This is a genomic window from Pseudomonas sp. BJa3 (assembly GCF_026343815.1).
Taxonomy (GTDB): Bacteria; Pseudomonadota; Gammaproteobacteria; order Pseudomonadales; family Pseudomonadaceae; genus Aquipseudomonas; species Aquipseudomonas soli.
The window spans coordinates 1-19300 of the sequence record NZ_JAOXMC010000025.1 but is presented as its reverse complement, the minus strand read 5'-3'; the positions used below and the strand labels follow the sequence as shown (position 1 = coordinate 19300).

Annotated in this window: 15 protein-coding genes; 13 read left to right on the top strand and 2 right to left on the bottom strand. The window is 64.2% G+C overall.

The features are described 5' to 3' along the window. The first annotated feature begins 154 nt into the window (after positions 1-154). On the top strand, positions 155-409 hold the full coding sequence (gene cspD / locus OH705_RS24125) for a cold shock domain-containing protein CspD (protein ID WP_267303130.1): 255 nt from the start codon (positions 155-157) through the stop codon (positions 407-409). Between the two features lie 72 nt (positions 410-481). Here cspD and icd read toward each other — a convergent pair whose 3' ends face one another. Then, a complete protein-coding gene (icd, locus tag OH705_RS24120; RefSeq protein ID WP_023630408.1) occupies positions 482-1738 on the bottom strand; it encodes an NADP-dependent isocitrate dehydrogenase in 1257 nt (418 codons plus the stop codon). Between the two features lie 451 nt (positions 1739-2189). On the opposite strand from icd, the gene OH705_RS24115 reads away from it, so the two are divergent. The 7 genes from OH705_RS24115 (at position 2190) to OH705_RS24085 (ending at position 9957) form a co-directional block, all read left to right on the top strand. After that, positions 2190-4415, top strand: coding sequence for an NADP-dependent isocitrate dehydrogenase (locus tag OH705_RS24115; protein WP_094010426.1), 2226 nt, complete (start codon positions 2190-2192; stop codon positions 4413-4415). Between the two features lie 104 nt (positions 4416-4519). After that, the gene (locus tag OH705_RS24110; RefSeq protein WP_023630405.1) at positions 4520-4960 is read left to right on the top strand and encodes an NUDIX hydrolase; all 441 of its coding nucleotides are present in this window, start codon (positions 4520-4522) and stop codon (positions 4958-4960) included. 51 nt (positions 4961-5011) lie between these two features. Continuing rightward, complete coding sequence (gene mnmA, locus OH705_RS24105; protein ID WP_023630404.1) at positions 5012-6136, top strand: tRNA 2-thiouridine(34) synthase MnmA; 1125 nt, start codon at positions 5012-5014, stop codon at positions 6134-6136. After that, a complete protein-coding gene (gene hflD, locus OH705_RS24100) occupies positions 6133-6759 on the top strand; it encodes a high frequency lysogenization protein HflD (protein ID WP_038705842.1) in 627 nt (208 codons plus the stop codon). The genes mnmA and hflD overlap by 4 nt, the downstream gene beginning before the upstream one ends. 152 nt (positions 6760-6911) lie before the next feature. Beyond that, positions 6912-8282, top strand: coding sequence for an adenylosuccinate lyase (gene purB, locus OH705_RS24095; RefSeq protein ID WP_046856178.1), 1371 nt, complete (start codon positions 6912-6914; stop codon positions 8280-8282). An 81-nt stretch (positions 8283-8363) separates the two neighbouring features. After that, entirely contained in the window at positions 8364-9530 is a 1167-nt protein-coding gene (locus OH705_RS24090) for a cupin domain-containing protein (protein WP_038705840.1), read from the top strand. Beyond that, on the top strand, positions 9523-9957 hold the full coding sequence (locus OH705_RS24085; RefSeq protein ID WP_023631510.1) for a GNAT family N-acetyltransferase: 435 nt from the start codon (positions 9523-9525) through the stop codon (positions 9955-9957). Before OH705_RS24090 ends, OH705_RS24085 begins: the two co-directional genes overlap by 8 nt. A gap of 125 nt (positions 9958-10082) precedes the next feature. Here the strand turns inward: OH705_RS24085 and OH705_RS24080 are convergent, their stop codons facing one another. Then, entirely contained in the window at positions 10083-11933 is a 1851-nt protein-coding gene (locus OH705_RS24080) for a polyurethanase (RefSeq protein ID WP_267303129.1), read from the bottom strand. 236 nt (positions 11934-12169) lie between these two features. Here OH705_RS24080 and OH705_RS24075 point away from each other — a divergent pair, with 236 nt between their 5' ends. From OH705_RS24075 to OH705_RS24055, 5 genes are all read left to right on the top strand, one after another. After that, entirely contained in the window at positions 12170-14116 is a 1947-nt protein-coding gene (locus tag OH705_RS24075) for a DNA topoisomerase III (protein WP_267303128.1), read from the top strand. Positions 14117-14202: 86 nt separating this feature from the next. Beyond that, positions 14203-15492 (top strand): NAD(P)/FAD-dependent oxidoreductase, encoded by a 1290-nt coding sequence (locus OH705_RS24070; protein WP_267303127.1) that lies wholly within the window; start codon positions 14203-14205, stop codon positions 15490-15492. Next, positions 15485-16036: a helix-turn-helix domain-containing protein gene (locus OH705_RS24065; RefSeq protein WP_267303126.1), complete on the top strand. Its 552-nt coding sequence runs from the start codon at positions 15485-15487 to the stop codon at positions 16034-16036. The genes OH705_RS24070 and OH705_RS24065 overlap by 8 nt, the downstream gene beginning before the upstream one ends. A 10-nt stretch (positions 16037-16046) precedes the next feature. Beyond that, positions 16047-17399 (top strand): glutamine synthetase family protein, encoded by a 1353-nt coding sequence (locus tag OH705_RS24060; RefSeq protein ID WP_267303125.1) that lies wholly within the window; start codon positions 16047-16049, stop codon positions 17397-17399. 164 nt (positions 17400-17563) lie between these two features. Next, a complete protein-coding gene (locus OH705_RS24055; RefSeq protein WP_046856185.1) occupies positions 17564-18337 on the top strand; it encodes a TSUP family transporter in 774 nt (257 codons plus the stop codon). The last annotated feature ends 963 nt before the right edge of the window (positions 18338-19300 follow it).

Genomic DNA, 19300 nt, shown 5'->3' with positions numbered 1-19300 from the left:
GACCTTGACTATCGGCAAAACGGTGTTACAACCAATAAGAACCCACCGTGGTCGATAAAGATCCGCGCAGTCAACCAGATTTTCTCGCAAGGTTCGTATGCGGATGAAGTGGATGATACTCCAGTGATGGAGTCCTTTGCAGAGGGACATAGGGATGGCAAGCGGTAAAGTCAAGTGGTTCAACAATGCCAAGGGCTACGGATTCATCAACGAGGACGGTAAGACCGATGATCTGTTCGCCCACTATTCAGCGATCCAGATGGACGGGTACAAGACGCTGAAAGCCGGCCAATTCGTGAACTTCGAGATCATCCAGGGCCCCAAAGGGCTTCACGCGACAGAGATCAAAAGCGCCACCAGCACGGTACAGGCCAGCGCCACGAACCCGGGCAGCACCGTCGAAGTCTGATCTCTGAGCTGTCTGCCGGTAAACGAAAAAACCGGTCGCCCCTTTAACAAAGAGGCGACCGGTTTTTCACGCTTACATGTGCTTGATCAGCGCCTCGCCAAAGCCCGAGCTGCCGACCAGGGTCGCGCCCTCCATCAGGCGTTCGAAGTCGTAGGTCACGGTCTTGGCCGCAATGGCGCCATTGGTGCCCTTGATGATCAGGTCCGCGGCCTCGGTCCAACCCATGTGGCGTAGCATCATCTCGGCCGACAGGATCACCGACCCCGGATTGACCTGATCCTTGCCGGCGTACTTCGGCGCGGTGCCGTGGGTGGCCTCGAACATGGCCACGGTGTCAGACAGGTTGGCCCCCGGTGCGATGCCGATACCGCCCACCTCCGCCGCCAGGGCGTCGGACAGGTAGTCGCCATTGAGGTTGAGCGTGGCGATCACATCGTACTCCGCCGGGCGCAGCAGGATCTGCTGGAGCATGGCGTCGGCGATGGCATCCTTGACGATCACCTCGCGGCCGGTCCGCGGGTTCTTGAACTTCATCCACGGGCCGCCATCGAGCAATTCGGCGCCGAACTCGTCGCGAGCCACCTCGTAGCCCCAGTCCTTGAAGGCACCTTCGGTGAACTTCATGATGTTGCCTTTGTGCACCAGGGTCAGCGACTTGCGGTCGTTATCAACGACATATTGCAGAGCCTTGCGCACCAGGCGCTTGGTGCCTTCCTTCGACACCGGCTTGACGCCGATGCCGCAGTCCTGGTCGAAGCGGATCTTGGTGACGCCCATTTCCTCCTTGAGGAACTTGATCACCTTGTTCGCCTCGGGCGAGCCGGCCTTCCACTCGATACCGGCATAGATGTCCTCGGAGTTCTCGCGGAAGATCACCATGTCGACGTCGCCTGGCTTTTTCACCGGGCTCGGCACGCCCTGGAACCACACCACCGGACGCAGGCACACATACAGGTCGAGTTGCTGGCGCAACGCCACGTTGAGCGAACGGATGCCGCCACCGACCGGTGTGGTCAGCGGCCCCTTGATCGACACCACGTAGTCTTTCACCGCATCCAGGGTTTCCTGGGGCAGCCAGGTGTCCTGGTCATAGACCTGGGTGGCCTTCTCGCCGGCATACACCTCCATCCAGGCGATCTTGCGCTTGCCGCCATAGGCCTTTTGCACGGCGGCATCGACCACCTTGATCATCACCGGCGAGACGTCCACGCCGATGCCGTCGCCTTCGATGTAGGGAATGATGGGGTTATCGGGAACATTGAGCGAATGGTCTGCATTGACGGTGATCTTGGCACCATCAGTCGGAACCTTGATTTTCTGGTATCCCATGCTGCACTACTCCGCTTTTCCTAGTGTGATTGGAAATCGTGCGATCCACTGAGCCTAAACCACATCCGCCGACCTGCAAGGCAGGAGCCCGCCAACACCGGCAAACAGGTGGCAAATGCCTGCGGCAACACGCCACATTGCCCCTACGTCTTTGGTCTTATAAATGCGCTGATACCACTTCGCCTTGCTGATTAGCCCAAAGGGTTTGATATACTCCGGCGCGACCATAGGGTCACCGGGGCGAACCCTAGGAAAATGCGGCTCGCCCTTGGTCATGAATGACCACAAAGCCTGGGTCGTTACCGCGGCCCAGCACTTGACGCTCGACTGATGCATCCACCATCACCGCTCGCAGCCTCTCGACTTTCCGCTCATGGCGTCGCCAGGGCGAAGCGCCTACCCTGCGCACCTCGAGACTCGAGTACGCTCAGCACATAGAGAGTTAACCCGCATGCCCACCCGTTCCAAGATCATCTACACCTTCACCGACGAAGCCCCCGCCCTCGCCACCTACTCGCTGCTGCCGATCGTCGAGGCCTTCACTGCCTGCGCCGACATCGCCGTCGAAACCCGCGACATCTCCCTGGCCGGCCGTATCCTCGCCGCCTTCCCGGAGCAACTGGGCACCGAGAAGCAGGTAGGCGATCACCTGGCGGAACTGGGCCAGCTGGCCACCACCCCTGAAGCCAACATCATCAAGCTGCCGAACATTTCCGCTTCGGTTCCACAGCTGAAGGCCGCGATCAAGGAGCTGCAAGCCAAGGGCTTCAACATCCCCGACTACGCCGACGAGCCGGCCAGCGCCGAAGAGAAAGAATCGCGCGCCCGCTACGACCGCATCAAGGGCAGCGCCGTGAACCCGGTCCTGCGCGAAGGCAACTCCGACCGCCGCGCGCCGCTGTCGGTCAAGAACTACGCCCGCAAGCACCCGCACAAGATGGGCGCCTGGGCCGCCGACTCCAAGTCGCACGTTGCCCACATGACCCAGGGCGACTTCTACGGCAGCGAGAAGGCCGCGCTGATCGAGGCTGACGACAGCCTGCGCATCGAGCTGGTCGGCAAGGACGGCAGCACCACCGTGCTGAAAGAAAAGACCGCCGTCAAAGCCGCCGAAGTGATCGACTGCGCCACCATGAGCCGCAAGGCCCTGAAAGCCTTCATCGCCGAGCAGATCGCCGATGCCAAGGCCTCCGGCGTGCTGCTGTCGGTGCACCTGAAAGCCACCATGATGAAGGTTTCCGACCCGATCATGTTCGGCGTGATCGTCGAAGAGTTCTACAACGACGTGCTCGTCAAGCACGCCGCCGCGCTGGCCGAAGTGGGCTTCAACGCCAACAACGGCATCGGCGACCTGTACGCCCGCATCAAGGACCTGCCTGCTGAAAAGCAAGCCGAGATCGAAGCCGATATCCAGGCCCTGTACGCCGTTCGCCCGGCCCTGGCCATGGTCAACTCGGACAAGGGCATCACCAACCTGCACGTACCGAGCGACGTCATCGTCGACGCCTCGATGCCGGCAATGATCCGCGACTCGGGCAAGATGTGGAACACCGCAGGTGAGCTGCAGGACGCCAAGGCCGTGATCCCGGACCGCTGCTACGCCGGTATCTACCAGGCCACCATCGAAGACTGCAAGGCCAATGGCGCCTTCGACCCGACCACCATGGGCAGCGTGCCGAACGTCGGCCTGATGGCGCAGAAAGCCGAAGAGTACGGCTCCCACGACAAGACCTTCCAGATCAAGGCCGACGGCGTCGTGCGCGTGGTCGACGGCAAGGGCAAGGTCGTCCTGGAGCAGAACGTCGAAGCCGGTGACATCTTCCGCATGTGCCAGACCAAGGACGCGCCGATCCAGGACTGGGTCAAGCTGGCCGTCAACCGCGCCCGCCTGAGCAACACACCGGCGGTGTTCTGGCTGGACCCGGCCCGCGCCCACGACGGCGTGATGATCGAAAAGGTGCAGCAGTACCTGAAGGATCACGACACCGCCGGCCTGGACATCCGCATCCTGGCCCCGGTCGACGCCATCAAGTTCTCCCTGGCCCGCATCCGCGAAGGCAAGGACACCATCTCGGTGACCGGCAACGTGCTGCGCGACTACCTGACCGACCTGTTCCCGATCATGGAGCTGGGCACCAGCGCCAAGATGCTGTCGATCGTGCCGCTGATGAACGGCGGTGGCCTGTTCGAGACCGGCGCCGGTGGTTCGGCACCGAAGCACGTGCAGCAGCTGGTTGAAGAGAACTTCCTGCGTTGGGACTCGCTGGGTGAATTCCTGGCCCTGGCCGCTTCCCTGGAGCACTTGGGCAACACCTACGACAATCCGCGCGCCAAGGTCCTGGCCAACACCCTTGACCAGGCCACCGGCAAGTTCCTCGACACCAACAAGTCGCCTTCGCGCAAGGTTGGCGGTATCGACAACCGTGGCAGCCACTTCTACCTGACCCTGTACTGGGCAGAAGCACTGGCCGCCCAGTCCGACGACGCCGCCCTGCAGGCGCGCTTCGCCCCGCTGGCCAAGACCCTGAGCGAGAACGAAGCGACCATCGTCGCCGAGCTCAACGCCGTCCAGGGCAAGCCGGCCGACATCGGTGGCTACTACGCCCCGGATGCCGAGCTGACCGCCAAGGTGATGCGCCCAAGCCAGACCCTGAACAGCGCCATCGCCGCACTGTAAGGTTCGCTTGACGTAACAACACAAACCCCGGCCACGCACCGGGGTTTGTGCTTTCTGGGACTGGGTCTGCTGCGCAGCCCCCAGCATGCAAAAGGACAACCCCAATGACCTGGCAACCCCACATCACTGTCGCCACCGTCGTCGAACACGAGGGCAAGTTCCTTTTCGTCGAGGAATTCAAGGCCGGCCAGCATGTCTTCAACCAGCCCGCCGGCCACCTCGAAGCCAATGAAACCATCACCCAGGCCGCCCTGCGCGAAACCCGCGAGGAAACCGCCTGGGAAGTAGAGCTCACCGGCGTGGTCGGTATCTATCTGTACACCGCCCCCAGCAACGGCGTCACCTACCAGCGCATCTGCTTCGCCGCCCGCCCCGTGCGCCACCACCAGGACCGCGCCCTGGACAGCGACATCGTCCGCGCCGTATGGCTGACCCGCGACGAACTGCTGGCCGAGCCGTCGCGCTGGCGCAGCGAGTTGGTGCCACGCTGCCTCGACGACTACCTCCAAGGCCCACTGCACAGCCTTGACCTGCTGCGCGACTGACGCCTGTTTGATAGAATCGGCGTTTTTCCCCTCTGATACACATCGGTAGCCATGACCAGCCCAGCACTCAAAGACCCCGCCAAGACCCGCGTCATCGTCGGCATGTCCGGCGGCGTGGACTCTTCCGTCTCCGCCCTTCTGCTCATGGAGCAGGGCTACCAGGTGGAAGGTCTGTTCATGAAGAACTGGGAAGAGGACGACGGCACCGAATACTGCACCGCCCGCGAAGACCTGGCCGACGCCCAGGCCGTGTGCGACCGCATCGGTATCAAGCTGCACACCGCCAACTTCGCCGCCGAATACTGGGACAACGTGTTCGAGCACTTCCTCGAGGAATACAAGGCCGGCCGCACGCCAAACCCGGATATCCTCTGCAACCGCGAAATCAAGTTCAAGGCCTTCCTCGACTACGCCCTGTCCCTGGGCGCCGACCTGATCGCCACCGGCCACTATGTGCGCCGCCGCGACACTGGCGAGCTGACCGAGCTACTCAAGGGCCTGGACCCGAACAAGGACCAGAGCTACTTCCTGCACGCCGTCGGCGGCAAAGAGATCGCCCGCACCCTGTTCCCGGTGGGTGAACTGGAAAAGCCCGAGGTACGCGCCATCGCCGAGAAACACGGCCTGGCCACCGCCAAGAAGAAGGACTCCACTGGTATCTGCTTCATCGGCGAGCGCCGCTTCAGCGACTTCCTCAAGCAGTACCTGCCGGCCCAGCCGGGCGAGATCCAGACCACCGAGGGTGAAGTGATCGGCCAGCACCACGGCCTGATGTACCACACCATCGGCCAGCGCCAAGGCCTGGGCATCGGCGGCCTGAAAGACGCCAGCGACGAGCCGTGGTACGTGCTGGAAAAGGACCTGTCGCGCAACGTGCTGGTGGTCGGCCAGGGCAACGAGCACCCGTGGCTGTTCTCCCGCGCCCTGCTGGCCTCGGAAATCTTCTGGGTCAACCCGATCGACCTGTCGAGCCCGCGCAAACTTACCGCCAAGGTGCGCTACCGCCAAGCCGACCAGCAGTGCACGCTGGAGCAGACCGCCAGCGGCTACCGCGCCGTGTTCGACGAGCCGCAGCGCGCCGTCACCCCGGGCCAGTCGGTAGTGTTCTATGACGGCGAGGTATGCCTGGGCGGCGGCGTGATCGAAGTCGCCGAGCCCTGGAGCCCGCGCCCATGAACAACCTCCAGGAGCAACTGATTGCCCTGGGCGGCGTGTTCCAGGCCGCCGTGCTGGTGGACCGTATCGCCCGCACCGGCCAGGCCAGCGAAGCCAATATCGGCTGCATGCTCGGCAGCCTGCTGGTGGTCGACCCCAAGGACACCCTGGAAGTGTTCGGCGGCGACGACATCAACCTGCGCGACGGCTACCGGGCGCTGGTCGGCGCCCTGGAGCGCGACCCCAGCAGCCTGCAACGCGAGCCGCTGCGCTACGCCCTGTCGATGCTGGGCCTCGAGCGCCAGCTGAACAAGCGTGGCGACATGCTCGATACCATCGGCAACCGCCTGCCGCAGATCCAGTCCCAGGCCGAGCATTTCGGCCTGGTTCATGAAAACGTCATCGCCTCCAGCGGAGCCTTGTACCAAGACACCCTGAGCACCCTGCGCCAGCGCATCCAGGTGCATGGCGACATGCGCTTCCTGCAGCAGGCCAGCAACGCTTCGAAGATCCGCGCCCTGCTGCTGGCCGGCATTCGCGCCGCGCGCCTGTGGCGCCAGCTGGGCGGGCACCGCTGGCAGCTGGTGTTCAGCCGGCGCAAGCTGCTCAACGAGCTGTACGGGATGATGCGTACCGCCGATTGAAATGAACCGTGGGAGCGGCGGTGCGCCGCCGCTCCCACGCCAGACACCACACGCTTCGAAATGGCCCGACCTTTGGTCAGCCACCCGACCCGGGCGCGTTTTTCATGTATGATATGCGCCCTTCCAAAAGCCTGACTGTCCGAGAACACCCCATGCAGCTCTCCTCGCTCACTGCGGTTTCCCCTGTAGACGGCCGTTATGCCGGCAAAACCCAGGCCCTGCGCCCCATTTTCAGCGAATTCGGCCTGATCCGTTTCCGCGCCCTGGTCGAAGTGCGCTGGCTGCAGCGCCTGGCCGCCCACCCGCAGATCGGCGAAGTGCCGGCGTTCAGCGCCGAAGCCAACGCCGTGCTGGACAGCCTGGCCACCGATTTCAAACTCGAGCACGCCGAACGCGTCAAGGAAATCGAGCGCACCACCAACCACGACGTCAAGGCCATCGAGTACCTGCTCAAGGAGCAGGCCGCGCAGTTGCCTGAGTTGGCCAAGGTCAGCGAGTTCATCCACTTCGCCTGCACCAGCGAGGACATCAACAACCTGTCCCACGCCCTGATGCTGCGCGCCGGCCGTGACGAAGTGCTGCTGCCACTGATGCGTCAGATCGCCGAAGCGATCCGCACCCTGGCCCACACCCACGCCGCCGTGCCGATGCTGTCGCGCACCCACGGCCAGCCGGCCTCGCCGACCACCCTGGGCAAGGAACTGGCCAACGTCGTCTACCGCCTGGAGCGCCAGATCGCGCAAGTGGCCGCCGTGCCGCTGCTGGGCAAGATCAACGGCGCCGTGGGCAACTACAACGCCCACCTGTCGGCCTACTCGCAGATCGACTGGGAAGCCAACGCCCGCGCCTTCATCGAAGACGAGTTGGGCCTGGTGTTCAACCCCTACACCACCCAGATCGAGCCGCACGACTACATCGCCGAGCTGTTCGACGCCATCGCCCGCTTCAACACCATCCTCATCGACTTCGACCGCGACGTCTGGGGCTACATCTCGCTGGGCTACTTCAAGCAGAAGACCGTTGCCGGCGAAATCGGCTCCTCGACCATGCCGCACAAGGTCAACCCGATCGACTTCGAGAACTCTGAAGGCAACTTAGGGATAGCCAACGCACTGTTCCAGCACTTGGCCAGCAAGCTGCCGATCTCGCGCTGGCAGCGTGACCTGACCGACTCCACCGTGCTGCGCAACCTGGGCGTGGGCTTCGCCCACAGCGTCATCGCCTACGAGGCCAGCCTGAAGGGCATCGGCAAGCTGGAAGTCAACGAAGCCCGTATCGCCGCCGACCTGGATGCCTGCTGGGAAGTCCTGGCCGAGCCGATCCAGACCGTGATGCGCCGCTTCAACATCGAAAACCCCTACGAGAAGCTCAAGGAGCTGACCCGTGGCAAGGGCATCACCCCTGACGCGCTGCTGACCTTCATCGACGGCCTGGACATGCCGGCCGAAGCCAAAGCCGAGCTCAAGCAGCTGACCCCAGCGACCTACATCGGCAACGCGGTGGCCCAGGCCAAACGCATCTAAGCTGACCGTCGCGTGCAACGCCCGGCCTGGCCGGGCGTTTTTATTCCCGTACGAAAATTACGTTTTTTCAATAGGTTGAACATGAATTCTGATACTCCACTGCAACTGTTGGGCGGCCTCACGGCCCGTGAATTCCTGCGCGACTACTGGCAGAAGAAGCCACTGCTGGTACGTCAGGCCTTCCCTGACTTCGTCAGCCCCATCGACGCCGACGAGCTGGCTGGCCTGGCCCTGGAAGAGGAAGTCGAGTCGCGCCTGGTGCTCGAGCACGGCGAGCGCCCGTGGGAGCTGCGCCGCGGCCCGTTCGCCGAGGACGCCTTCAGCGACCTGCCCGAGCGCGACTGGACCCTGCTGGTACAGGCCGTGGACCAGTTCGTCCCGGAAGTGGCCGAGCTGCTGGAGGAATTCCGCTTCCTGCCCAGCTGGCGTATCGACGACGTGATGATCAGCTACGCCGCGCCTGGCGGCAGCGTCGGCCCGCACTTCGACAACTACGATGTATTCCTGCTGCAAGGCGACGGCACGCGCAACTGGAAAGTCGGCCAGATGTGCAACAGCGACAGCGCGCTGATCGACCACGCCGACCTGCGCATCCTCGCTGATTTCGAGCAGAGCGACGAGTGGACCCTGGAACCCGGCGACATGCTCTACCTGCCGCCGCGCCTGGCCCATTACGGCGTCGCCGAGAGCGAGTGCCTGACCTACTCGGTCGGCTTCCGCGCCCCAAGCGCCGCCGAAGTGCTGACCCACTTCACCGATTTCCTCGGCCAGTTCCTGCCGGATGAAGAGCGCTACAGCGATGCCGACGCCCAGCCGGTCAGCGACCCGCACCAGATCCAGCACGATGCCTTGGACCGCCTCAAGGCGCTGATCGACAAGCATATGTCCGACAAGGACCTGCTGCTGACCTGGTTCGGCCAGTTCATGACCGAGCCGCGCTACCCTGAGCAGGTTGTCGGTGAAGAGCTGAGCGAGCAGGAGCTGATCAACTACCTCGAACAGGGCGCCGTGCTGATCCGCAACCCAAGCGCACGCATGGCCTGGTCCGAGCTCAACGACGACCTGATGCTGTTCGCCAGCGGGCGCAGCTGCCCACTGCCGGCCAAACTGCGCGAGCTGCTCAAGCTGGTGTGCGCCGCCGATGCCCTGCACATCGACAACCTTGGCCAGTGGCTGCAGGACGAAGACGGCCTGATGCTGGTACAACAGCTGGTCATGCAAGGCAGCCTGGGATTCGCCGATGAATAAGATCAGTGTTCGACTGGCCGACTGGCACAAGGACAATGCCGACATCCACCGCATCCGCAGCGCCGTGTTCGTCGCCGAGCAGCACGTGCCGCCGGAGCTGGAATTCGACGCAGAAGACCCGACCGCCGTGCACTTCCTGGCCCTGGAGGGCGACTACCCGATCGGTACTGCGCGCCTGCTGCCTGACGGCACCATCGGCCGGGTCTCGGTGCTCAGGGACTGGCGCGGCTTGAACGTGGGCGATGCATTGATGCGTGCGGTCATTGTCGAGGCGCAGAACCGCGACCTTACCAAGCAGATGCTCAGCGCCCAGGTACATGCCACTCCATTCTACGAGCGCCTGGGATTCCGCGTGGTCAGCGAGGAATTCCTTGAGGCAGGCATCCCGCACGTCGACATGGTGCGGGATTCGCGCGAAATCGCCTGAGCACTGGGCCGGCTAGCGCCGGCCATCGCCGGCAAGCCGGCTCCCACACCGACCGCGCCCCTCTCAAGCCAAGCGCCGTCGCTGTGGGAGCCAACTTGTCGTGCCGACGAACCGCAGCCCCAGGATCAAGCAATCACGATCTGCCCATCCCCAACCCCCTGCCCCGCAATCCCCACCAGCGTCACGCTGTCCCCGCCGAACTTCAGCACCAGGTCATCCCCCACCTGGCTGGCATGGGCACGCCAGTCCGGCGCGGCGGTGCCGCCTTCCACGCCAATGAATACCAGCCGGTCCTGGCCTGTGAAGTCCAGCACCCGGTCCTGGCCGAAATGGCCGCTGAACAGGAAGGTGTCGCGCCCGCCGCCACCCATCAGCACATCGTTGCCCGAGCCACCGACCAGCACGTCATTGCCGGCGCCGCCCTGCAGACGGTCGTCACCGCCCAGGCCGAACAGCCACTGCCCCTGATTACCCGCCACCAGCTGGTCGCTTGCCTGGGTGCCGTTGAGCGAGGACGCATAGGGGGTGATCTTGCCGCTTTCGAACAACCCCTGCGCCGCCACCGCGTGACTGACTTCCTTGCTGAAGATCAGCAGGCTGGACTCCTTGCTCACCAGGTTTTCGACATTGCGCACCAGGCTGATGCCGCCCTCGGCGTCACGCACGTACAGCGTGCCTTCGCCATCCCGGGCGATGCTCAGCTTGGCCAAGGCATCCTGCAGCTTCAGGGTGTCATGGCCGGCACCGCCGTCGATCAGGTTGAAACCGCCGTCATCGCGGAAGGTATCGTTGCCGGCCCGGCCTTCGAGGTAGTCGTTGCCGCGCCCACCATGGATCAGGTCGTCCTTGTCCGAGCCGATGATGAATGTGCTGCCCTTGTGCGGCTCGGCATTGCGGTTGAGGTCCTCGACCCAGGTCGAGCCACGGGTCACGTCCGACAGGTTGCTGACCAGGATGGTCGAGTCGCGGCTGGTCCACTGATAGAAGGAGGAGTCCAGCACACGCCCAAGGCCATCGGTGTAGGCCGTCGGCAGGTGCGACAGCCAGGTGGCGATGTTGCCGATGGAGAACGGCAGCAGGTTCCAGGCGTCGGACACGTAGTGGTCATTGAAATTGACGATGTTGTTGGTGGCCGAGGCCTTGGCGCCGTCGTGCACGCCCAGGGTGCCCCAGGTTGCCGAGGTGCCGTCGAGCACACGGAACACCGGGTCGTTCTCGTAGCCGATATTGAGCACCTTGCTGGCGTCGGCGGCCTGGGTTGGCGAGGCGAAGGCCACGTAGCGCGCATCCTGGTAGAAACCGCCCCAGCGCGAGCCGCTCAAGTCGGCCAGGCTGTTGACTGCCAGGCCGCCGAGGCTGTGACCACTGACGGTGATATCCGCGCCGCTCAGGCCGTTGGCCTTGGCAAAGGCCGCCACATCGGCGAGCAGCTGCCCGAATGCGTTGCCGGCGTAATCACGGGCATAACCTGCCGGGCCGATCGCCGCCAGCAGGTCGTTGATGGCGTCGCCGATGGTGTCGCCCAGCAGGTTCTCGCGTGGGCCGCTGGTGCCGCGAAAAGCGATACCGATACCGCTGAGCTGGCCGGCGGCATCATAGCGGCCGAGGATCTCCACCTGCGCCGAGGTGTAGCCCGGCGCTTCGCCGTGGAAGGTGCCGCGGGCGTCGGTCTTGCCCTGGTAGCCCAGTTGCGCCGCGCTGATCGGCGACCAGCCGGCGGCCTTGACCTGGGCCAGGGCCCGGGCTTCGGAGTCGGGGTTCCAGGGGATACCGGGGATCACGCCCTGGCTGTCGGTGCCGCCGATCAGCGCCTTGACCAGCGTGGCCGGCAGGCCAAGGCCGAAGCCGTACTTCTGGTAGCCGGCGCTGAAGCCATCGTCGATGCCATGGTAGGCATAGGTGGCCAGCGCCATGGCGTCCTTGTACAGCGCAGAGGAGGCAGTGCTGTCGAGCTGTCGGTAATCGAATACGGGCATTGGTTTACATCCCTGTTGTTCTTGTAGGAAGGACACCCCAGCGACATCGTCCGGTGACACGACTGACGGGCGAAAGGCAAAGCTGGCACGCATTTGCCACCTCGTCCAACCCGAAGGGATGACGTCCCTGCCAAAGATGCGGGCAAAAAACCTGTACATGCATACAGATAAAACTTGCCTGCGCGCCCTGGCTTGCGCATCCTAGGGGCCACTTTCACGATGAAGCGTTTTCGGCCATGCGCCTCTTTCTCTGCGAAAAGCCCTCCCAGGCAAAAGACATCGCCAAGGTCCTCGGCGCCCAGCGCCGCGGCGATGGCTGCTGGCAAGGCACCGATGTCTGCGTGACCTGGTGCATCGGCCACCTGCTGGAGACCGCCCCGCCGGACAGCTACGACGAGCGCTACAAACGCTGGACCCTAGAAGACCTGCCGATCATCCCGGAAAAATGGAAGATGACGGTCAAGCCCAAGACCGCCAGCCAGTACAAGGCGGTCAAGCGCCTGCTGGGCGAAGCCCGCGAACTGGTGATCGCCACCGATGCCGACCGCGAGGGCGAGATGATTGCCCGCGAACTGGTCGAGCACTGCCGCTACCGCGGGCCGATCCAGCGCCTGTGGCTGTCGGCGCTGGACGATGCCTCGATCCGCAAGGCCCTTGGGCGCCTGCTGCCCGGCCAGGAGACGTTCAGCCTCTACCATTCGGCCCTGGGCCGCTCGCGGGCCGACTGGCTGATCGGCATGAACATGAGCCGCCTGTTCACCCTGCTCGGCCGCCAGTCCGGCTACCAGGGCGTGCTGCCGGTGGGCCGGGTACAGACTCCGACGCTGCGCCTGGTAGTGGACCGCGACCGCAGCATCGCCGATTTCGTACCCGTGCCGTTCTGGGCCATCGACGTGCAGCTGGAAAGTGCGGGCGCCGTGTTCAACGCCCAATGGCGCGCCCCCGAGGACGCCTGCGACGATCAGGGCCGCTGCCTGAAACAGGACCTGGCGCAACAAGCCGCTGCCGCCATGCAGGCTGCCGGCAGCGCCCGGGTGCTGAAGATCGCCACCGAACGGGTGCGCGAAGCCGCGCCGCTGCCCTTCGACCTCGGCACCCTGCAGGAGCTGTGTTCAAAGAAGCTCGGCCTCGGCGCCCAGGAAACCCTGGACATTGCCCAGGCCCTTTACGAAACCCACAAGCTCATCACCTACCCGCGCAGCGACAGTGGGTACCTGCCCCTCAGCCAGCATGGCGAGGCCGCAGCCATCCTCGCTGCCTTGCAGCGCGCCGACAGCAGCCTCGCGCCACTGCGGGACCACCTGGACCCACAGCGCCGTTCACGGGCGTGGAACGACCAGAAGGTCAGCGCCCACCACGGCATCATCCCCACCGCCGCCGCCAGCGACCCGGCGCGCCTGCCACCCAAGTACAAGGCGGTGTACACCCTGATCCGCGCCCGCTACCTGGCGCAGTTCCTGCCCAACCATGAGTACGACCGCACCCAGGCCGAGTTCGATTGCGCCGGCCATGCGTTGCGGGCGGTGGGCAAGCAGATCGTCGAACCGGGCTGGCGCCGGGCATTGCCTGAGGCGCTGGCCCCGGCCAAGGGTCGCGAAGCGCCACCGGCCCAAGTGCTGCCGGCGTTGCGCGAAGGCCAGGACTGTTCAGTGCGGGATCTGCAATTGAAGGACCTGTGGACCCAGCCCCCCAAGCCTTTCACCGAAGGCGACCTGATCAAGGCGATGAAGAACGTCGCCAAGCTGGTGGACGACCCCAGGCTCAAGCAGAAGCTCAAGGAAACCACCGGCATCGGCACCGAGGCGACGCGCGCCAGCATCATCCAGGGCCTGCTCGACCGTGGCTACCTGGTCAAGAACGGCAAGGCCCTGTCGGCCACGCCTGCCGCCTTCAGCCTGATCGACGCCGTGCCCCGGGCCATCGCCGATCCTGGCACCACGGCGATCTGGGAGCAGGCGCTGGACATGGTGCAAAGCGGGGAAATGAGCCTGGAGGAGTTCGTCGCCCGGCAATCGGCGTGGATGGGCAAGCTGGTGCAACGCTGCAGCGGCATGCGCCTGACCATCAGCGGGCCGGCGGCGGGCAAAGCCGCGGCACCTTGGAAGAAGAAGCGCAAAAGCGCTGGCAAGGGCAAGTCAGCAGCCGGCAAACCCCGACAGCCGCGGCGCAAGGCAGCTACCTAGCACGATGACGCCATCTACTGGCGAAATGAAAATCCTCTGCTATTTTTTCATGAAAATAATCAGAAAAAATTTCACGAGGCCCCGGCATGTTCAAGCAATCCGCCCAGCACGTCGCCAGCTACTACGCCCGCACCTACCCCGCCACCATCCCTTTGCGCCCCACCCTGCAGGGCGCCCACGACACCGACATCCTCATCGTCGGTGCCGGCTTCAGCGGCCTGCATACGGCCCTGCGCCTGACATTGGCCGGCCAGCGCGTGACCCTGCTGGAAGCCAGCCGGGTGGCCTGGGCCGCCTCGGGGCGCAACGGTGGCCAGGCACTGCTGGGCTGGTCGTGCGACATGCCCCCGCTGGAGCGAGCCCTGGGCCTGGAGCGCAGCCGGCGCCTGTGGGACAGCATGTGCTGGGCCGCCGGCGAGCTGCGCGAACTGCCCCTGCGCCATGACTTCGACGTCGATTACCGCCTGGGCAGTCTGTGGACCGCCGTGTTGCCGCGCCGGGTAAAACTGCTGGAGGACGCCCGGCGTGAAGCACAGGAGAAGCTCGACTACGACTGCCTGCGCCTGATCGACCGCGAGGAACTGTCCGAGTGGGTCGACAGCCCCCGCTACCAGGCCGCGCTGTACGATCCCAATGGCGCCCACCTCAACCCGCTGAAGCTGGCCCAGGGCCTGGCCGCCGTGATCGAAGCGCATGGCGGGCGGATCTATGAGCAGAGCCAGGTGATGGGTTACCAGGAACACGCCGACGGCTTCGCCGCCCGAACCGATCAGGGCGAGGTGCGCAGTCGCGTAATGGTGCTGGCCTGCAACGCCTATATCGACCGCCTCGACCGCACGCTGTCGCGTCGTCTGCTGCCGGTGGGCTCATACCAGGTGGCCACGGCGCCGCTGGACGCCGACTTCGCCGCCTCGCTGCTGCCACGCAACAGTTGCGTGATCGACAACCAGTTCGTCCCCGACTATTTCCGCCTTACACCCGACCACCGCTTGCTGTTCGGCGGTGGCTGCACGTACCTCGGTGGCATCCCCAAGGACGTCGCCGGCGCCACCCGGCCGTACCTGGAACGGGTGTTCCCACAGTTGCAAGGGGTCGCCATCGAGCATGCCTGGGGCGGCCACATCGATTGCAGCATCCAGCGCACGCCGGATATCGGCCGCCAGGGCCAACGTTACTGGCTGCAGGGTTTTTCCGGCCACGGCGTACTGCCGACCCTGGCCGGTGCACGCGCTGTCAGCGACGCGATCCTCGGTGACGACGACCTGCTGAAGCTTTACCAGGGCATCGATAACGGCCGCTTCCCCGGTGGCGACCTGCTGGCCGCGCCGCTGGAGGCGGCGGCCAAGGCCTGGTACAGGATGCGCGATCATGTCTGACGATATCCAAACCCTCGCCCGCCAGGTCCGCGACCTGCGCAAGCATCGGGGGTTGACCCTCGACGAGCTGGCAACTCGCGTCAACCGCTCGCTGGGCTTCCTCTCCCAGGTCGAACGCGGCCTGTCGCGGCCGACGGTGGCCGACCTGACCGCCATCAGCGAAGCGCTGCGCGTACCGACCACCTATTTCTATCAGGCCGTGCCGCCCCGCGAGATCGACTGGGTGACCCGCCCCGGCGAGCGACGCACCCTGTACTACGCCGCCGGGGTCACCGACGTGCTGGTCTCGCCGACCCTCAATGGCCGCTTCGCCATGCTCGAAAGCCACCTGGCGCCCGGTGCCAGCAGTGGCGAGGGGCATCTGGACGACAGCTCGGAACAAGGCGGTTTCGTCCTCGAGGGCGAGCTGACCCTGTGGCTCGAGGGCCGCGACGACGCCGTCACCCTCTGCCCCAACGACAGCTTCCAGCTGCCACCCCACAGCCAGTTCCGCTACGCCAACCTGACCGCCCGAACCACCCGGGTTCTCTGGGTCTTCCGTTGAGAGCATGCCAATGACAAGTACAACAGGCTTCCCCGATCTGCTCAGCGAAGTGCGCGCCTTCCGCGCCCGACACCCCGACGTGCGCTACGTTGACCTGATCAGCCTGGACATCCCCGGGCATTTCTACGGCAAGCGCTACCCCATCGACATGCTGGAAAACGTCGCCGCCGGCAGCCCGCTCAAGCTGCCGCAGAACTGCGTACTGCTCGGCGTGCAGGGCGGGCTGTTCCCGATCGGCGACTACTGCTTCAACGACGGCGACCCGGACGCCCCGCGCCGCCTGGTACCCGGTACGCTGAAGCCGGTGAACTGGGAGCGAGAGCCGCTGGGGCAGATGCTGATCACCTCGGACGGCACTGCGGCGCCCATCGAATTCGAACCCCGCGAGGTGCTGGCCCGCGTCCTGCAACGCCTCGAAAGCCGAGGCATCCGCCCGGTGGTGGCGTTCGAACTGGAGTTCTACCTGTTCGACAGGACGCTGAAGGAGGGCCTTCCGCAGTTCCCCCGCGACCCAGCCAGTGGCGATGCCGACGACCAGCCGAACATGCATATCGAGCGCCTGTCGCGCTTTGCCGACGTACTGCGCGAAATGGTCGAGACCGCCAATGCCCAAGGAGTGGACGCCAATGTCATCACCGCCGAACTTGGCCCCGGCCAGTTCGAGATCAATTTCGGCCATTGCGACGATGGCCTGCGCGCCGCCGACTGGGCGGCGCTGTTCTGCCGCAGCACCCGGGGCGTGGCGCTCAAGCACGGGCTGCGCGCCTCGTTCATGAGCAAACCCTATCTGCACGCGCCGGGCAGCGGCATGCATGTGCATGTCAGCCTGTACGACCCGGCGGGCAACAACCTGTTGTCTGCCGATAACCAACGGCCGCTGCGTCATGCTGTGGCCGGTTGCCTGGCGTTGCTGCCGCATTGCATGCCGATATTCGCCGCCAACCATAATGCGTTTCGCCGCTACGGGGCCATGGTCAACGCCGCCCGCCGCGCCAGCTGGGGCTTCGAGGATCGCGACGCCTGTATCCGCATCCCTGAGTCGGATCCGCGCAACCTGCGGATCGAGCATCGGCTGGCCGGGGCGGATGCCAATCCGTACCTGGTGCTGGCGGCGATCCTGTGCGGCATGGAGCACGGGCTGGATGCCGCGCAGGAGCCCATCGCGCCGCTCAACGAGGACCGTGGCAGCGGGATCGATTTTCCCAAGGACATGCTCGGCGCGGTGGCGGCGATGCGTGGGCATCCGGCGGTCAACGAGGGGTTGGGCGCGGAGTTCGTGATGGTCTATTGCGAGAACAAGCGCCAGGACCAGCTGGCGTTTCTCCATGAGGTCAGCGCGCGGGAGTATCGCTGGTTCCTGTGACATCCCTCGCGGGGCAAGCCCGCTCCCACGCGCTACGAACAGACGTGGGCGCGGGCTTGCCCCGCGATGAGGCGGCACTGGCAACCCCTACCATCCGGGATTACCATGTGCCCCTCTAGCGCGGCCGTTTGCCGCACCCCGCCGTCCAGCCTGCCCGTGCCCTCATGCCCTTCGAACTCACCGTAGAACCGCTCACCCTGCTGATTCTCGCCCTGGTCGCCTTTGTTGCAGGTTTCATCGATGCCATCGCCGGTGGCGGCGGCCTGCTGACGACCCCGGCGCTGCTCACTGCCGGCATGCCGCCGCACCTGGTGCTGGGCACCAACAAGCTCAGCTCGACCTTCGGCGCGGCCACGGCCAGCATCACCTACTACCGGCGCAAGCTGTTCCATCCGGCGCAATGGCGCCTGGCGATCGTCGGTACCCTGGTAGGCGCGTTGATCGGCGCGGTGGTGGCTCACTACATGCCGGCCGAGTGGTTGAACAAGATGCTCCCGGTGATCGTGTTCGCCTGTGGCGTCTACCTGCTGTTCGGCGGAACACCGAAGGCGCCGGTGGATGCCGATGCGCCGATCAAAAGGAAGTGGCAGTTTCCGCAGGGCTTCACCCTGGGCTTCTACGACGGCGTGGCCGGGCCGGGTACCGGTGCTTTCTGGACCGTGAGCACGTTGCTGCTCTATCCCATCGACCTGGTTCGGGCCAGTGGTGTGGCGCGCAGCATGAACTTTGTCAGCAACATTGCGGCGTTGACGGTGTTTGTCATTTCCGGGCAGGTGGATTACATCGTTGGGTTGTGCATGGGGGTGTCGGTGATGGTCGGGGCGTTTTTTGGGGCGCGTACGGCGATCAGCGGGGGTAGCAAGTTCATTCGGCCGGTGTTTATTACTGTGGTGCTGGCGTTGACTGTGCGGTTGGCTTGGCAGCATTGGTTTGGGTAGGGATCAGAAATTTGGCTCTGGCCCTGGCTCGATTGTTTTGATTTTGCATACATCTTCTTGAAATGTGTCGACATCTAGTCACCTTTTCGCCTTTACGGCGACCTACTTTTGCTCTTGGGCAAAAGTAGGCAAAAACCGCTGGCTCCATTCATACGGCCCCTGCGCTGCGCTCCGGGGTACCCTCGCTCCGTTCTTGCTCCCGTGGGTACCGCGCTGTACGCCCCATCCTGGGGCGCAGCGCTCGACGGCCATCCATGGCCGTCGCCCCACTACGCAAGAACTCCACTCGGCCTCCTGAAGTCGCAATTGGCGGCGCCTGGAATATTGCGCGCTTAGAAGCAAGAGCAAGAGCAAGAGCAAGAGCAAGAGCAAGAGCAAGAGCAAGAGCAAGCAATGGGAATGCGAACTTAGTTATTTGACAGTTAGTTATACAATGGCTGTTCCGGACTATCGCAGGGGAGCCCGTTCCCACGTTGAATAACGTAGTCAAACTATCGTGGGAGCGGGCTTGCCCCGCGATGTAGATCTAGAGTTCCCACGATTGCAACTAGCGATCAGCTGCGCCAGTCCAGGCGCCGCCCGTAACTTCGCGACTTCAGGAGGCCGAGCGGAGGTCTTGCGGAGGGAGGTGACGGGCATGGATGCCCGTCAAGCGCTGCGCCCCAGGATGGGGCGTTCAGCGCGGTCCTCCCGGGAGCAAGGCCGGAGTGAGGGAACCCCGGAGCGAAGCGTAGGGGCCGTATGAATGGAGCGAGCGGCTTTGCCTACTTTGGCCAAGACCAAAGTAGGCCGCCGTAAGGGCGGAAAGGTGAATAAGCGTCGCCATCACAAATGAATGCGCATACAACTTTCAAAACCAACCAACCCAACTAAAACCAGAAATCAAAAATCAAAAATCAAAAATCAAAAATCAAAAATCAAAAATCAAAAATCAAAAATCAAAAATCAAAAATCAAAAATCAA

Coding starts and splice junctions, on each gene's coding strand:
- OH705_RS24060 (WP_267303125.1), top strand. CDS start 16,047: ATGACAAGTACAACAGGCTTCCCCGATCTGCTCAGCGAAGTGCGCGCC.
- OH705_RS24065 (WP_267303126.1), top strand. CDS start 15,485: ATGTCTGACGATATCCAAACCCTCGCCCGCCAGGTCCGCGACCTGCGC.
- OH705_RS24055 (WP_046856185.1), top strand. CDS start 17,564: ATGCCCTTCGAACTCACCGTAGAACCGCTCACCCTGCTGATTCTCGCC.
- OH705_RS24115 (WP_094010426.1), top strand. CDS start 2,190: ATGCCCACCCGTTCCAAGATCATCTACACCTTCACCGACGAAGCCCCC.
- cspD (WP_267303130.1), top strand. CDS start 155: ATGGCAAGCGGTAAAGTCAAGTGGTTCAACAATGCCAAGGGCTACGGA.
- OH705_RS24085 (WP_023631510.1), top strand. CDS start 9,523: ATGAATAAGATCAGTGTTCGACTGGCCGACTGGCACAAGGACAATGCC.
- mnmA (WP_023630404.1), top strand. CDS start 5,012: ATGACCAGCCCAGCACTCAAAGACCCCGCCAAGACCCGCGTCATCGTC.
- hflD (WP_038705842.1), top strand. CDS start 6,133: ATGAACAACCTCCAGGAGCAACTGATTGCCCTGGGCGGCGTGTTCCAG.
- OH705_RS24070 (WP_267303127.1), top strand. CDS start 14,203: ATGTTCAAGCAATCCGCCCAGCACGTCGCCAGCTACTACGCCCGCACC.
- OH705_RS24075 (WP_267303128.1), top strand. CDS start 12,170: ATGCGCCTCTTTCTCTGCGAAAAGCCCTCCCAGGCAAAAGACATCGCC.
- OH705_RS24110 (WP_023630405.1), top strand. CDS start 4,520: ATGACCTGGCAACCCCACATCACTGTCGCCACCGTCGTCGAACACGAG.
- OH705_RS24080 (WP_267303129.1), bottom strand. CDS start 11,933: ATGCCCGTATTCGATTACCGACAGCTCGACAGCACTGCCTCCTCTGCG.
- OH705_RS24090 (WP_038705840.1), top strand. CDS start 8,364: ATGAATTCTGATACTCCACTGCAACTGTTGGGCGGCCTCACGGCCCGT.
- purB (WP_046856178.1), top strand. CDS start 6,912: ATGCAGCTCTCCTCGCTCACTGCGGTTTCCCCTGTAGACGGCCGTTAT.
- icd (WP_023630408.1), bottom strand. CDS start 1,738: ATGGGATACCAGAAAATCAAGGTTCCGACTGATGGTGCCAAGATCACC.